Source organism: Chryseobacterium phocaeense, from assembly GCF_900169075.1.
Taxonomy (GTDB): Bacteria; Bacteroidota; Bacteroidia; order Flavobacteriales; family Weeksellaceae; genus Chryseobacterium; species Chryseobacterium phocaeense.
Genome location: NZ_LT827015.1, coordinates 2,583,189 through 2,599,400, shown reverse-complemented (window position 1 = coordinate 2,599,400; position 16,212 = coordinate 2,583,189). Strand labels below are relative to the sequence as shown.

Below are 16,212 nucleotides of genomic sequence, written 5' to 3'. Positions count from 1 at the left end.
TCATTCGTCAGCTCTCCCATTTCACCAAAATGATAATATTGGTTAAATTAAGTGGAATTCTGCTTTAAAAATCGCAAATTTGCATAAGCAGTTTTTCATCCCGTCTTTACAGAAAATGAAGAATTGCCGGATCGGAAATATTATCCTATTTTAGTCAGCAATCAAGTAAATAATTAATGATTTTTGTAACGGGTGCAACCGGAATCCTGGGAAGAGTGATCGTTCTGGAGCTTTTAAAACAAGGCAAAAACGTGCGTGCTTCCAAAAGACCGGGCAGCAATTTAAACGATGTAAGGCATTCTTACGGTTTCTATACAGAGAATCCTGATGATTTTTTTAATAAAATTGAATGGGTAGATGTAGATTTTGACGATATCAGCTCTTTACAGGATGCTTTAACGGGGATAGAAGAAGTCTATCACTGTGCCGCAAAAGTAAGTTTCCATCCTCATGATGAAAAAGAAATGTACCGTACCAATGTAAAAGGAACGGAAAATCTGCTGTTTGCGTGTGAAGGTTCACAGGTGAAAAAATTTCTTCATGTGAGTACCATTGCAGTTCTTGATATTTTTAATGAAAAGGGGGAACTGGATGAAAATTCTGAATTTAATCCCAAAGAAGAGCATTCGGCTTACGCTATTTCCAAGCACCTTGCTGAAATGGAAGTCTGGAGGGCTTCTGCAGAAGGATTGAATACCATTATTGTCAATCCAGGAATGATCATCGGGAGTGGAAACTGGGGTCAGAGCAGCGGAGATATCTTTCCGACATTTGAAAAGACCGGTTTCACTTTTTCCGGTGGGACCAGTTATGTGGATGTAAGGGATGCCGCTAAAATTTCTATTGAGCTGATGGATAAAAATGTTTTCGGGGAACGGTTTATCCTTATTTCCGAAAATAAAAGATATGCGGAGCTTGGAAAACAGATCAGGTCGCAGCTGGGTTTAAAAGAGGCAAAAATTCTCAGTAAATTTCAGCTGAATCTCGGAAGAATAGCCAATTTCCTTTTCGGCTGGTTGGTTCCGAAACTGAGATTGATTACAAAATCCAATATAGAATCCATTTCATCGCTCAACACCATTTCCAATCAGAAAATTAAACAAAAAATTGATTATCAGTTTATTCCTGTAAAGGAAAGCATTGATTTTCATCTTACAAACTATATTAACGACAAAAAGCTGAATTCATGAATCTTGCTGCAGCAATAATCCTTAAAAATGTTGAAAAACATCCCCTTAAATCAGCTATAGGCTTCAAAAAGAAAGATGAGGCGTGGAAAGAGCTGAGCTGGAAAAAGCTGGGTGAGATTGTTTTTAAAACAGCCAATGCACTGAAAGAAGCAGGAATTCAGGAACATGATAAAGTAGCCATTTATTCAGATAATTCTTCCGAATGGATGATCTTTGATCTCGCTTCCATGGCGATTGGTGCGGTTACCGTTCCCATTTATTCTACAAACAATGCGGAACAGGCAGAATATATCTTTAGCGATTCATCTGCAAAAGCCGTTCTGGTAGGAAGTCAGGAGCAGTATGATGCCTGTCTTGGAATTTTACAGAAGGAGGGAAGTACATTGGAAACTATTATTGTTTCTAAAAAATCGGTTTGGATTAAGAAAGAATTCAACAGTTTTTATCTTGAAGATTTCATTGCAAAATCCTCCTCTAAACTGGAAATCTGTCCTAAAGAAAATGATGATACCGCTACTTTGATCTATACGTCCGGGACTACCGGAACGCCGAAAGGGGTAATGCTTACCCACGGAAATTTTATCAAAGCTTTTGATTCCCATTTTGAATTTTTTAAATTTAAGAACTTTGAAGAAGAACTGTCACTGGCATTCCTGCCTCTGACCCACGTTTTTGAAAGAAGTTGGAGCCTGCTTTGTCTCTACGGAGGCGCAAGGGTATATTTCCTGGAAGATCCTAAAAATATAGCAAAAGCCCTGGAAGACGTAAAACCAAACATGATGTGTGCAGTTCCGAGGTTTTTTCAGAAAGTATATGCCGGAGTTTTAGAAAAGGCCGGTGAAGGTTCATCCCTGAAGAAAAAGATCTTCAATTGGGCGCTGGCGACGGGTTGGCAGACGGCAGAGCTGAGGAGAAATGAAAAATCAATTCCTTTTGGATTAAAGCTGAAAGAATCCGTTGCTGATATGCTGGTTTTCAGCAAAATTAAAGAAAAAATGGGTGGGAGACTGTGGTTCCTGCCTTGTGGCGGAGCATCCCTGTCCCCGGAAGTCACAAAATTCTTTGACTCAGTTGGCATTCATATCACGGTAGGTTATGGGCTTACGGAAACAACGGCCACACTTACGCTGTTCCCGTTAACTCACTTTGAACACGGAACCAGCGGAAAACCTCTGCCGGGTGTGGAGATCCGTATCGGTGAAAACGATGAGATCCAGGCAAAAGGAAATGGCATCATGAAAGGCTACTACAATAAACCGGAAGAAACACAGAAGGTTTTTACAGAAGACGGATGGTTTAAAACCGGAGATGCCGGAAAATTTGATGATAAAGGAAACCTGATCATTACGGACAGGATCAAAGATCTGATGAAAACTTCGAACGGGAAGTATGTAGCACCGCAGCAAATTGAGAATCTGCTTACCAATAATAACTTCATCCAGCAGATCATGCTGGTGGCGGAGGGAAGACAATTTGTTTCTGCCCTTATTGTTCCCAATTTTGAGTTTCTGAAGGATTTTATGAAGAAGAACAATATTCCTTTTACCAATTGGGAAGAAGCTGTAAAAGATGAAAAAATCGTTACTTTTTATAAAGAAAAGATTAAAGAGCTTCAGGTTCATCTGGCAGACTTTGAAAAAGTGAAAAAGTTCACATTAATGCCTGCTGAATTCGATATCAATACCGGAGAGATCACGCCCACACTGAAGGTTAAGAGAAATGTGGTACTTAAAAAGTATGCGGATATTATCGAGAAAATGTATTAAAAATAAAGCTTGCCAACTATAAAAGACACAGTTTTTTTATTGAAACACTTTAGAACACTTAAGTTGGAGAAGTTTTAATGTTTTGAAAATAAAAAGCTCAGGTACGATGAAAGTTACAGACTTTTGGAAACTTAAGTGGTCTTGGATAGGCAGTTTTATTTTAACTTAAAAATAACTAAAGTGTTAGAATTCTTTTACACCTTCTTGGTTAAAAGATCTATTATTTTAAATCAGATTTATGACAACACAAGAATTTCTGGGAAAACAAAATTTTACAATATCAAATCAGACGGTTTCAGAAAGCTGTCCATCCAATATTGCCCTGATTAAATATTGGGGAAAATATGCAGATCAGATCCCGGCTAATCCCAGCATCAGCTATACTTTGAATCATTGCAAAACCAATACCTCTATTGAGTTTGTTGCAGAAGAAGCTTTCTCTGTACAGACTTTCCTGGCAGGAAATGAAGAAGTGAAATTTGCTGAAAAAATAGAAAAGTATTTTAAAAATATCGAGCAGTATCTCCCATGGATTTTGAAAGGGAAGTATATCATCAAAACAGAAAATACTTTTCCACACAGTTCGGGAATTGCGAGTTCTGCTTCAGGATTTGGAGCTGTCGCTAAATGCCTGATGAAGCTGGATGAAACATTTTCAGAGAAGTCATCTGAAGAAGAATCATTAAGAAAAGCATCATTTTTAGCAAGATTGGGAAGCGGAAGCGCCTGCAGAAGCTTATACAACGGACTTATTGTATGGGGAACATCAGATGTGGTAGAAGGAAGCTCAGATCTGTTTGCGGTGCCCTATCCGGATGCTGAAATTCATGGAATATTTAAAAACTTCAACGACTGGGTGCTGCTGATCCACGAAGGACAGAAAAGTGTTTCCTCAACCGTAGGACACGGTCTGATGAAGACCAATCCGTATGCTGAGAGAAGATTTCAGGAAGCAAGAGAAAATTTTGTCCCGATGAAGGAAATCCTGAAAACGGGAAACATGGAAGAATTTATCAGGCTGGTAGAGCATGAAGCACTTACCCTCCACGCCATGATGATGATGAGTGAGCCTGCTTTTATCCTGATGAAAACCGGAACGCTGGAAGTGATCAATAAAATCTGGGATTTCCGCCGGGAAACCGGACTTCCGCTATTCTTTACATTAGATGCGGGAGCTAATGTTCACCTGTTGTTCCCGAATGACGGATCCGAAGATCAGATCAAAATATTTATAGAAGCCGAATTACTGCAACACACCCAGAAAAATGGAGTCGTGAAAGATGTAATGAAGTTCTAAAACAATAAACTTACAAATCTGCCTGATCTGCTGAATCTGCGTGATTTTTTTGCTCGCAGATTCAGCAGATCAGGCAGATCTTTTATAATAAGCGTAAAGAATAATTTCTTGTAAAAAAGCAGGAGAGGGTTTAAAATATTTGCCCTTAAAACCTCCGCTTCATCGAATCAATGCCAATTGATTCTCCCTTTGCACTCTTAAAATAAAACGCAACTTTGATTAAAACCTTGCGGCAAAAAAAACTTTTTGTTTTTCAAATTTTTTACTGAAAAGGTGTATTAAGGAAATCATTAAAAGGCTTCATTAACTTAAAGATTTTAGCCAGATTTTTTGCCGCATTTTTGTCCAGAACTTCCTCATCTTTCAGTGAGTACACCACAATAAAGTTCTTCAATTTCAGGTATTCTCCCATGGGATCTTCTTTTTCAAAGCCCTGAGGGATTTTTTTCAGTTTATCATCCTGATCCAGCTCCGGAAAATGCTTTTTAAACTCTTTATTGTTGATGATCTTAAGAAAATCGTCCCCATACAGCGATATTTCTTTTCTGACCTCTTTCAGTACTGAAGATTCAGGCATATAGATTCCGCCTGCCAGAAAGGATTTTCCGGGTTCCATATGCAGATAATAGCCGCCTTTCTGGCTGCCTTTACCCATTCCGAGAGAAGCTCCGAAATTGGTTTTATAAGGAGATTTGTCTTTCGAAAACCGGGTATCCCTGTAAATCCTGAACAGTGATTTTTTGCCTTCAATTTTACCCAGTTCTTCATCAAACCCTGACATTTCACGGATGAGTTCATCCAGGAAAGCAATCACATTTTCCTGGGATTCTGTGTACGTAGCTTTATGCTCATTAAACCATTCACGGTTATTGTTGGCGGTAAGATTTTTGAGGAATTTAAATGTTTCCGGCTTTATATTAGTCATGTTCTGATATTTAGTGATCTGTTGTTCAATTGATAGAACCAAGTTAAAAAAATAAACTTATGTTGCCTAAAAATACATCTTTTTACCGGTATTTTCAATAAAAAAACACGTAATGTATACCATTGAAAAAATAATTTTGCGTTTAAAAATGATTAGGGATCAGGCGTAAATTAAACATTATTAACAATTTAATGAATCCTCATCAATGCTGATGGATACAGGAAATAACCAGAACAATGCAGAATGATGTCTTGAATGAAAAATTTACATCGAATGGCATTATTTTTGAAAATTCATAAATAATACGGAAAAAATCAATCCAATTTAATAAAAAAAATAATGTTTAACATGTTTTTAATGTGAAGCCTGTTTTTTTAGATTTATTTTTTTAAAAATTAAAAATATATTAAAGGATTCTGAATTAAAGTTTACATATTTAAAACTTTATTCAAAAACAAATCAAATATTTATTGTATCTTTGCAAAAATTTTAAAATATTTAATGAATTTATTTACGGAGACCAATTTAAGTCCTGATATTCTTAAGGCAATTGGCGAACTGGGCTACGAAAGCCCGACAGAAATCCAAAAACAGACTATCCCTTTCATTCTTTCAGATATTCGCGATTTGATCGCACTTGCGCAGACAGGGACAGGCAAAACAGCAGCGTTTTCGCTTCCGATTTTGGATATGATTGACGATACGAGTCGCAAAATCCAATTATTGGTGCTTTGTCCGACACGGGAGTTATGTCTTCAGATTTCTAAAGACATAAAAAATTATTCCAAGTACATGAGAGACATCAAAACCACAGCGGTTTACGGTGGAAGCAGTATTATGGATCAGATTCGATCTCTAAAGGAAAAGCCTCAGATTATTGTAGGAACTCCGGGAAGAGTAATCGACCTTATCAACAGAAAAGCACTTGATTTTTCTGCTATTCATTGGCTAGTTTTAGACGAAGCTGATGAAATGCTTTCTATGGGTTTCAAAGATGAGTTGGAAACCATTTTAAGTGAAACACCGGATACGAAGCAGACTTTCTTATTCTCGGCTACGATGAATAAAGAAGTGGAAAGAATTTCCAAAAACTACCTTACCAATCCGCACCGTATTTCTGTAGGTTCTATTAACGAGGTTAAGAAGAACATTAAGCACGAATACTATGTGGTAGGTTACCGTCAGAAAAAAGAAGCTCTTAAGCGATTAATTGATGCGAATCCTAACCAGTATTCCATTATTTTCTGCAGAACAAGAATGGAAACCCAGGAGGTTGCTGATTTCTTAATGCAGAACGGATATGCGGCAGATGCGCTTCACGGTGATCTTTCCCAGGCACAGAGAGATACGGTAATGAAGAAATTCAGACTGAAAAACATTGATATCCTTGTGGCAACTGACGTGGCAGCAAGAGGACTTGACGTAAACTCTCTTACCCACGTAATCCACTTCTCTTTACCTGATGATCCGGAAGTATTCGTTCACAGAAGCGGAAGAACCGGTAGAGCAGGAAAAGACGGTATTTCAATGGCTTTGATCAAGCCTGAGGAGAGCAGAAAGCTTAAACAGATTAAATCTGCAACGAAAATTGAAATCAACGAAAGGTTTATCCCTACCGGTGATGATATTATCAAAGCGCAGGTAGGTGGTGTTTTTGAAAAATTACTCACCGAGCACGAAGAAGATATTTTCGAATTTGATGACAGCCTGATCCCGGATTTAAGCTCGTTCTCAAAAGAAGAATTAGTACATAAATTACTACAGTTCCAGTTGAAAGACCTTGCTCTTTATTACAAAGATAAGCATGATCTTGCCGAGCAGAAGCTGAGCAGCAGAGATGATGATTATTCAAGAAGAGACAGAGGACGTGACAGGGACAGAGATAGAGGAAGAGATCGTGACCGTGACAGCAGAGGAAGAGACCGTGGCGGAAAACCTAGAAGAAAGGACGAAAACATGGTAAGATTTTTCTTCAACCTTGGAAAAAAGGATCAGTTGAAAAAGCTTGATGTATTGGATATCATCAATAAAGCAACAGCCGGAAAAAGCAAGAAGAGAGCAGAAATCGGTGATATTGAAATCCTTGAGAAATTCTCCTTCTTTGAAGTGGAAAAATCATTCCAGGACAATGTGATGAGTAATATTCCTTCTATGAAATTCAGAGGAAAAGAAATGAGAGCTGAAGTAGCAAACTAGGCATCTCAAATAGTATATAAAACCGGCTTCTGGCCGGTTTTTTTATTTGATTATCAGGGGGTCATGTAATGTTAACAAAACTTAATGTTATATTGTTTCAGGGCAAATCCTTTTTTAAGAAATTTGCACCAAATTATAAATACATAAAAATGGGAATTGGTAATATTTTCCACGCTTTTCAACCGAAAGATAAAATTTTCTTTGTACTTTTTGAAAAAGTAACGGAGAACCTAGTTGCAATGTCTGAAGACTTTAACAATGGAATCAAAGATTTCGATCTTAACGACGACACAATGTTAAAAAGAATGAGCGACTATGAACACAAAAATGATGAACTTACTCATGAGATCTTCGTTGAATTAGGAAAAAACTTCATTACACCGTTTGACCGTGAAGATATCCATACACTGGCTACAGGTCTGGATGATATTGCAGATTATATCTACGCTTCCACAAAATACATCTTCCTTTATAAATCGCCTGAAATGAAGGCCTATTCAGATTTCTCATTACTGATCCATAAGGCTTGTCTTGAAATCCAGAATGCCATGAAGAATCTTAAAGGCTTCAAGAATATGGACCAGGTAAAAGAAGCGTGTATCAAAGTAAACTCTATTGAAAATATTGCAGATGACCTGCTTTCCAATTCAATGGTGGACCTGTTTGAAACCAATGATGCCATTAACATTATCAAGGTTTCATCTGTACTTAATTATCTTGAAATCGTTACCGATAAAGCAGAAGATGTTGCCAACACGATTGAGAACATCATGATTAAATACGCTTAAAACAATTATAACTCACAGAAATGGAATTTCCGATTTTACTTACGGTTATTATTGCTTTAGCTTTAATTTTCGATTATATCAATGGTTTTCATGATGCAGCCAACTCCATTGCTACCATTGTATCCACAAAGGTTTTAACTCCTTTTCAGGCTGTACTTTGGGCAGCATTATGGAACTTCGCCGCTTTTTTTATTGCCGCCTATATTATTGGGGAATTTAAAATTGGTAACACCATCGCCAAAACGGTCAATGAGAATTTTATCAACCTTGAAGTGATATTCTCAGGTCTTGTAGCTGCCATTGCATGGAACCTTTTAACATGGTGGTTTGGGATTCCTTCCTCATCATCACATACCTTAATTGGAGGATTTTTAGGAGCAGCTCTGATGCATGCTTTCATGATGGATTATCATGACGTAGTGGCAACACAGCCGGATCTGGGCTTCTTCGAAACCTGTAAACATGCCCTGCATCAGGTAACCACACAAAGCGTTGTGAAATTTGATAAGGTAATTCCTATTTTCCTGTTCATTTTTATGGCTCCGATTATAGGGATGATTATTTCGATCATTATTACATTAATTATTGTTCACCTGTATAAAAAATCAAACCCGCATAAAGCAGATCAGTCTTTCAAAAGATTACAGCTGGCTTCTTCAGCGTTGTTCAGTTTAGGACACGGTTTGAATGATGCCCAGAAAGTAATGGGAATCATTGGAGCAGCTTTGATCTACTACCATGTAGAGATGCTTCAGGACCCCGTATACCTGAATATTCCTTCAGCCGGACGTTTTGATTATTTTGCGGAGCATTACCTTTGGGTTCCTTTGGTTTCTTTCCTGGCAATTGGTTTAGGTACCATGAGTGGAGGTTGGAAGATCATCAAAACGATGGGAACCAAAATTACAAAAGTAACTTCCCTTGAAGGGGTAAGTGCTGAAACTGCAGGGGCAATTACTTTATTTATTACCGACCACTTCGGCATTCCGGTATCTACTACACACACCATCACGGGTTCTATCATCGGGGTAGGATTAACGAAAAGGGTATCTGCTGTTAGATGGGGAATCACGGTAAGCCTTCTTTGGGCATGGATATTAACCATTCCAATTTCAGCTATTGTGGCAGGTATCACTTATCTTATTGTAACCTTTTTAACTTAATATAAAAGTTGAAATATCATATAAACTTTGTCCTTCGGGGCAAAGTTTTTTGTTTTATAAAGCCTTGAAAAATTGTATTTTTGTTCAAATTAAAAGATTGTATGGAATTTTTAGACAGATACCAGCAGATCGTTGCTGATGCCGTTACCAAGTATACCTTCAAAGACAAGCCCGCAGAACTTTATGACCCGATGAATTACATCATTTCCCATGGTGGAAAGCGTCTTCGTCCTATTATGGTATTAATGGCCTGCGACCTGTTCGGGGGAGATCTTAAGCAGGCGATAAAACCGGCCCTTGCTATTGAATTTTTCCATAATTTCACCCTTATCCATGATGATATTATGGATGAAGCCCCTTTAAGAAGAAATAAACCTACTATCCACACCCTTCACGGGATCAATGTGGGAATCCTTTCCGGAGACGGGCTGATGCTGAAGGCCTATAAATTTTTTGAAGATCTTGAACCTGAGATTTTCAAAGCATGCATCAGGATTTTTACCCATACGGGACTTCTGCTGTGTGAAGGCCAGCAATACGATATCAATTTTGAAACTCAGGAAAATGTAACCTATGATGATTACATCCGGATGATTACCTATAAAACAGGTGTTTTAAGTGCATCTTCTTTCGAGATAGGAGCGCTTATTGCAAGAGCCAATTTTAAAGATGCCAAAGCGATTTTTAATTTTGGAAAACATATTGGGATCGCTTTCCAGATTATGGATGATTATCTGGATGTATTCGGAGACCAGGCCCAGTTCGGAAAGAAACATGCCGGGGATATTTATGAAAATAAAAAAACAATTCTTTATCTTTTAGCGAGAGAACATGCAACAGATGAAGAGAGAAAAGAGCTTGATCACTGGTATGGCAAGAAAACCGATAATATTGATAAAGTATACGGCGTTGAAAAAATCTTCAGAAGAACAAAAGTAGACGAGAAAGCCCTGCGTCTGATCCAGAAGCACAACGAGATCGGGCAGAGCTATCTGGCGAAGATCAATATACCCGAAGAAAAGAAAAAACCTTTTGCTGAACTTGCCAATTATTTGTTGAGAAGAGAAAGTTAATGCGATAATGTGCTGATGTGTTGATGTGTTGATTTGCAGATTAATCATTATCACATTAGCACATCATCACATCATCATATCAATTTATGAAATTCAGAACCGAAGTAGACATTCCAAAGTCGGAGAAAAAGATCCATGTTGAAGATAAAATATTTTCAATAGGTTCGTGTTTTGCTTTGGAAATGACAGATCTTCTGGGACAGGGACAGCTTCAGACGGTTAATAATCCGTTCGGAACCATCTTTAATCCTTATTCAATCAATAATGCGATCAAAAGACTTCATGATTCCGAATTTTATACTGAAGATGAGCTGATTACCTTTAATGATGAATTCATTTCTCTGGATCACCACAGCAGTTTTGACCGGAGATATATCCACCAGACGCTGGATATAATCAATTCCGGGATAGAGATCGGAAACAGGTTTCTTCAGGATGCCGGATGGGTGCTTATTACCTACGGAACTTCATTTATCTATGAGTTTATTCCAAAGAAGAAGTTGGCAGCGAACTGTCACAAAATTCCTCAGAAATTTTTTGAAAAAAGACTGCTTTCCCATCACGAGCTCACCGACTCCATATACAATACGGTTTTAAACCTGAAAGATATATGCAGGGACGATGTACAGATCCTGTTCACCGTGTCACCGGTGCGCCATACAAAAGACGGAATGATTGAGAATCAGCTGAGTAAATCCAAACTGATTACTGGGGTTCATGAGGCCGTTTCGCAGCTGGAGAACTGCCATTATCTGCCTGTGTATGAAATACTGATGGATGATCTCCGGGATTACCGTTTTTATAAGGAAGATATGATTCACCCCAGTTCACAGGCTGTAAATTATATCTTTGATAAATTTGGAGAAGCTTATTTTTCCGATGAAACGAAAAGTTTTATCAAAGAAAATTTTAAGATCAACAGGGCACTTGAACATCGGACGGATGATGAAAAAGATCCTAAATATATTGAGTTCCGGGAAAAGCTGAAGCAAAGGATTGAAGCTCAAAGGGAAAAAGTAAGGCATAAAATATTTTTAAATGATTGATTTCACCACTCCTGAGTACCTGAAATCGGGAAATGAAACGCAGAAGAGAGCTTATGAAGTACTCAGAAAATACCGGGTCTTTGAGAAGTTAAGTTTCTATTCTCCGGTCCTGGCGGGAACCATCCCGATTGGGATTGATATTGAAGGGAGTGACCTTGATATCATCTGTGAGGTGGATCTTCGTTTTGAAGAGGATTTTCTGGACGATATCGCGATGAGCAGATTAATGCCCGGAGACACTGATGTAAAAGTTGAAAATATAATGGTTCGCGGAGAAAAATGCATCGTGCTGAACTTTATGCTGGAAGAGTTCCCGGTGGAGATTTTCGGACAGAATAAGCCCTCGCTTCAGCAGTATGCTTACCGTCACATGATGGCTGAATACAGAATATTAAACGAGAAAGGAAAAGATTTTAAACAAAAAATAATAGAACTTAAAAAGCAGGGAATCAAAACAGAGCCTGCTTTTGGTCTCCTGATGGGATTGGAAAATCCTTATGAAGACTTGTTAAAATTGTAAGAAGATGATTGATACACATACCCACTTATACGCAGAAGAATTTGATGAAGACAGAAAAGAAGCCATTCAAAAGGCTTTGGATAAAGGCATTACTAAATTTTATCTTCCTGCGATAGATTCAGAATCCCACGGGAAAATGCTTCAGCTGGAAGAAGATTATCCCGGACAGATCATTTCGATGATGGGGCTTCATCCTTGCTACGTAAAACCTGAATCCTGGGAAAAAGAACTGGAAATTGTTAAAAATTATCTTGATCAGCGGGTGTTTCCTGCGATAGGAGAGATCGGGATTGATTTATATTGGGACAAAAGCACGTTGGATATTCAGGTGAAAGCCTTTGAGCAGCAGATTGACTGGGCTATAGAGAAAGATCTTCCCATTGTGATCCATACCAGAGAAAGTTTTGATGAAACATTTGAGGTGCTGGAAAGAAAAAAAGATCCGAAACTCAGAGGAATTTTTCATTGCTTTTCCGGAAATCTTGAGCAGGCAAAACATGCAATCGATCTTAACTTTATATTGGGAATAGGAGGTGTTGTGACCTTTAAAAACGGAAAAATCGATCAATTTCTGAATGAAATTCCATTGGAAAAAATTGTTCTGGAAACAGATTCACCGTATCTGGCTCCGGTTCCGCACAGGGGAAAGAGAAATGAAAGTTCATATCTTGATCTTGTAGCCGGAAAACTGGTCGATATCTATGGAAAGGATTTTTCGGAGATTGACAGGATCACCACTGAAAATGCCAACAGGATTTTTAAGAATTAAGGATTCAGATGAATAAAATTTTAATTTTTGCAAAAAGAGGCAGTGTAAGCAGTTTAATCGTGTTTGCCATCTATTTTGTGGTTAATTTTTTATTCCTAACCAAATACGGCATCCGTCAGTCGGTGGTTCCGCTCAGTATTTTAGTGGTCATATTTGCTGCTGTACATGTTTTAATTTTTTCTTTGAGAAAGAACCCGGTGCTGACCAGAAAGTTCGATATACAATGGGTTTATGTACTCACAGCTGTTTTTACCATTGTCTATATTATCTTCTGCCATATTTTGAAAGATCCTTACCAGATGAATATAGACCGCTGGCAGACCCTGAATTTTTCTTTAGAGTTCTGGACCCACGGCAGGTATATTTATGATACGAAAAATTTCATGGGGAACTGGTCATCTTACCTTCCTGGCCAGCTTTTATTAGCGCTTCCTTTTTATTTGGCTGGAAATGTAGGCTATCTTCAGGTTGCTGCATTTTTGCTGTTTTCCTGCACGGTGATGATGGAATTTAAAAATAATCTCATCAGATTCACGGCGATCATGATGTTGGGAATTTCCCTGGCCTATAGCTATGAAGCGGTCTGCAAAAGTGATTTTATTTCTTCTTTTATTTTCTCTGCAGCTTTCATTCTTTTCTGGCATGCTAAGTTTAAAGATGATTATTTTCAAAAACCGGTTTTACTGGGAATATGCCTTGGAATTTTATGTCTTACCCGCAGTGTAGCCGTTATTCCATTAATTATTTTTTTACTGAAACCTTTTTTAGCAGCCCATATTAACCGCCAAATAAAGACAGCCGCTGCATTTCTGGGGACTGTCCTTGTATTATTGCTTAGTATTCTTCTTCCGGCTGAAAATATTAATGTTATACTCCTCCATAATCCTTTGAATCTTCAGGGGCAGAGCAATCTGTGGGTGATGCTTTTCTTTCTGGCTGTGGCTGTGTTTTCCTCTTTTTATGTCAGGAAGATCAATGATGTTTTTTATTTTTCTACCTGCATCGTTTTTCTTGCCATGCTTTGTTTTGTATTAGAAAAATACGTTGCTTTCGGGTATGGGTTCCAGCATAATTTTTTTTCTACCACATATCTGGCAGCGTGCCTGCCATTTAGTATTATTGCGTACTGCCTTTCAGTAGAACAGGAAATAAATTAACTGTTTGTTTTTTGTCATTTACATTTTATCTGGAAATCTTATTGTGATTTAAGCTTTTCATCGGGCAGAATTGATATGGAGTACTTTTCTTACTCTTCATCTGTTTTAGTTTAAAATGGTTAACAGGGATGGGGCGGTTAATCAACTTGTTTTAAATAATAAACTTTGGAACAGATCGAAATAAAGCTTTATCAAAATAACAACCTGTAAAAACAAAGATAGTTGCCGAAATAAACCGACAACTATTTTTAAATATTATTAATTTTATCCTATTAATCTGTAACACTTATTTAGGACTTGTCATTTAGAATACTCATTATTATGATCTTCAATTTTAATCTGCTTTAAAATCAATATTATATTGTGCCTCAACGTTAAGATCCGGCCCGGTAGCGGTTACTTCTTTTTTTAAGGCACCGTCTACATAGATCTGGACTTTCAAAGTAGAGGATGCATCGGCTCCGGTTGCTTTTACGATGGCAAGTGTTCCCTCCGTATTTATTTTTCCTACGGGTAACCGATGGGTCATTTTAACTTCAGGACTTGTCCATTGATTACTACTTACGTTCGGAGCAGTGACTAAATTGTCACCCACATACCCATGATATCTTGCACTTATAATCTGAACCCCTGGTGATCCTTCTGCTTTGTAAACTACTCTGTGTGTAATTTCATAATCCTGTTCTTCCTCACACTTACAAGAAATGATTATTGCAAACAAACCAGCCATTATTAAAAATAAAAAACCGGTTGCAATTTTTTGAAATGCATTCTTCTCTTTTGTCATTTTATTTTTGAATTAATATCATGGCGCGAAGATCAAAAATCTAGTTTTAAATAATTGTATCATATACCATTACATAGATATTACAGACATTTAAGGATGTGATAATCAAGCATAATTTCTAAAAACAACGTAAATAAGAGCGTATAAAAATAGAGTTGCCGGGCTTGCCCGGCAACTCTATTTTCATTGTAAAGTTTGTAACTCTAATTTAGCAATCAGGTACCCTTATTTTTTTCTGGTAAAATTCTTATTCTTAGGTTTTTTGAATCCAGTCGTGGAAGAACTTCCAGCGGATTTATTGCTGTTATTCTGTGGTTTTGGAGATCTCGGAGGTCTTCTTTCCCCACCGGCAGCCATAGGCTTGTTATTGGAATCTCTTTTTTGGGCAACCAGGTTATCAGTATGGAACGGATGATCTTTTACCACAGGTATTTTCTTCCCGATCAGCTTTTCCGTATTTCTTAAATTTAAAAGGTCAAGGCCGTCTACAAAAGAAATAGAAGATCCTTCAGCTCCGGCTCTTCCGGTTCTTCCGATCCTGTGAACATAGGTTTCGGAAACATCAGAAAGTTCAAAATTGATAACATATTTCAGCTCATCAATATCAATTCCTCTCGCTGCAATATCCGTAGCAACCAGAATTCTTGTTTTTCCGGATTTAAAGTTGTTTAAGGCATTCTGTCTGGCATTCTGGGATTTATTCCCATGGATTGCTTCTGCGGAGATATGGTCCTTCTGCAGCTTTTTGGCGATTTTGTCAGCTCCGTGTTTTGTTCTGGAAAATACCAGTACCGAATCTGCAATATCATTTTTTAAGATATGGGAAAGAAGGCTCAGCTTATTTTCTTTATCTACAAAATATACCGACTGCTTGATGGTTTCAGCAGTGGAAGATACCGGGGTAACTTCTACTTTTACGGGATTGTTCAATATAGAATCTGCCAGTTTCTGGATCTCAGAAGGCATGGTAGCTGAGAAGAATAAAGTCTGTCTTCTTTGCGGAAGAAGCTTGATGATTCTTTTTACATCATGTACAAAACCCATATCCAGCATTCTGTCTGCTTCATCCAGAACGAAGATTTCCAGATTTTTTAAGCTGATAATACCCTGGGCGATGAAATCAAGAAGTCTGCCGGGTGTGGCTACCAGAATATCAATCCCTTTTTTTAGGGCAGCTTCCTGGTTTCCCTGCTTCACACCTCCGAAAATAACAAGCTCTTTCAGCGGAAGATATTTACCGTACGCGTGAATATTTTCCTCAATCTGAATCGCCAACTCTCTGGTTGGTGTTAAGATCAGGGCTTTTATATGATTATTTTTAGTCTTATTCTGAGATAAATTTTGAAGGATAGGAATAGCGAATGCTGCTGTTTTTCCTGTTCCTGTTTGTGCACATCCTAAAAAGTCTCTGCCTTTTAAGATTTCAGGGATAGATCTCTCCTGAATGGGTGTTGGATTGGTATATCCCTGTTCCTGAATTGCTTTTGCAATAGGTTCTATTAAGTTTAGGTCTGTAAAATTCAAATGAACGTTTT

General features: G+C 37.9%; 14 protein-coding genes. 11 read left to right on the top strand and 3 right to left on the bottom strand.

Going from position 1 to position 16,212, the window contains the following annotated elements; translation table 11 throughout:
• Window positions 1-176 precede the first annotated feature (176 nt).
• From B7E04_RS18505 to B7E04_RS18495, 3 genes are all read left to right on the top strand, one after another.
• Window positions 177-1,190 (top strand): NAD-dependent epimerase/dehydratase family protein, encoded by a 1,014-nt coding sequence (locus B7E04_RS18505; RefSeq protein WP_080780032.1) that lies wholly within the window; start codon window positions 177-179, stop codon window positions 1,188-1,190.
• Complete coding sequence (locus B7E04_RS18500; RefSeq protein WP_080780031.1) at window positions 1,187-2,956, top strand: AMP-dependent synthetase/ligase; 1,770 nt, start codon at window positions 1,187-1,189, stop codon at window positions 2,954-2,956. Before B7E04_RS18505 ends, B7E04_RS18500 begins: the two co-directional genes overlap by 4 nt.
• A gap of 238 nt (window positions 2,957-3,194) precedes the next feature.
• On the top strand, window positions 3,195-4,253 hold the full coding sequence (locus tag B7E04_RS18495) for a diphosphomevalonate decarboxylase (RefSeq protein ID WP_080780030.1): 1,059 nt from the start codon (window positions 3,195-3,197) through the stop codon (window positions 4,251-4,253).
• 262 nt (window positions 4,254-4,515) lie between these two features.
• Here the strand turns inward: B7E04_RS18495 and B7E04_RS18490 are convergent, their stop codons facing one another.
• Complete coding sequence (locus B7E04_RS18490) at window positions 4,516-5,178, bottom strand: DUF2461 domain-containing protein (RefSeq protein WP_080780029.1); 663 nt, start codon at window positions 5,176-5,178, stop codon at window positions 4,516-4,518.
• 501 nt (window positions 5,179-5,679) lie between these two features.
• Here B7E04_RS18490 and B7E04_RS18485 point away from each other — a divergent pair.
• The 8 genes from B7E04_RS18485 (at window position 5,680) to B7E04_RS18450 (ending at window position 13,890) form a co-directional block, all read left to right on the top strand.
• Window positions 5,680-7,374, top strand: a complete 1,695-nt coding sequence (locus tag B7E04_RS18485) for a DEAD/DEAH box helicase (protein ID WP_062648798.1) — start codon at window positions 5,680-5,682, stop codon at window positions 7,372-7,374.
• Between the two features lie 149 nt (window positions 7,375-7,523).
• Window positions 7,524-8,162 carry a DUF47 domain-containing protein gene (locus B7E04_RS18480; protein ID WP_040998750.1) on the top strand — a complete coding sequence of 213 codons (639 nt, stop codon included), beginning with the start codon at window positions 7,524-7,526 and terminating at the stop codon, window positions 8,160-8,162.
• A 20-nt stretch (window positions 8,163-8,182) separates the two neighbouring features.
• Window positions 8,183-9,325, top strand: a complete 1,143-nt coding sequence (locus B7E04_RS18475) for an inorganic phosphate transporter (protein WP_080780028.1) — start codon at window positions 8,183-8,185, stop codon at window positions 9,323-9,325.
• A 101-nt stretch (window positions 9,326-9,426) separates the two neighbouring features.
• Window positions 9,427-10,398: a polyprenyl synthetase family protein gene (locus B7E04_RS18470; protein ID WP_062648792.1), complete on the top strand. Its 972-nt coding sequence runs from the start codon at window positions 9,427-9,429 to the stop codon at window positions 10,396-10,398.
• Window positions 10,399-10,484: 86 nt separating this feature from the next.
• Window positions 10,485-11,444 carry a GSCFA domain-containing protein gene (locus B7E04_RS18465; protein WP_080780027.1) on the top strand — a complete coding sequence of 320 codons (960 nt, stop codon included), beginning with the start codon at window positions 10,485-10,487 and terminating at the stop codon, window positions 11,442-11,444.
• A complete protein-coding gene (locus B7E04_RS18460; RefSeq protein WP_080780026.1) occupies window positions 11,437-11,964 on the top strand; it encodes a DUF4269 domain-containing protein in 528 nt (175 codons plus the stop codon). Before B7E04_RS18465 ends, B7E04_RS18460 begins: the two co-directional genes overlap by 8 nt.
• Before the next feature lie 4 nt (window positions 11,965-11,968).
• Window positions 11,969-12,733: a TatD family hydrolase gene (locus B7E04_RS18455; protein ID WP_080780025.1), complete on the top strand. Its 765-nt coding sequence runs from the start codon at window positions 11,969-11,971 to the stop codon at window positions 12,731-12,733.
• Between the two features lie 8 nt (window positions 12,734-12,741).
• Window positions 12,742-13,890 (top strand): hypothetical protein, encoded by a 1,149-nt coding sequence (locus tag B7E04_RS18450; protein ID WP_080780024.1) that lies wholly within the window; start codon window positions 12,742-12,744, stop codon window positions 13,888-13,890.
• 334 nt (window positions 13,891-14,224) lie between these two features.
• Here the strand turns inward: B7E04_RS18450 and B7E04_RS18445 are convergent, their stop codons facing one another.
• Window positions 14,225-14,677: a hypothetical protein gene (locus B7E04_RS18445; RefSeq protein WP_080780023.1), complete on the bottom strand. Its 453-nt coding sequence runs from the start codon at window positions 14,675-14,677 to the stop codon at window positions 14,225-14,227.
• Between the two features lie 225 nt (window positions 14,678-14,902).
• On the bottom strand, window positions 14,903-16,201 hold the full coding sequence (locus tag B7E04_RS18440; protein WP_080780022.1) for a DEAD/DEAH box helicase: 1,299 nt from the start codon (window positions 16,199-16,201) through the stop codon (window positions 14,903-14,905).
• Window positions 16,202-16,212 lie beyond the last annotated feature (11 nt).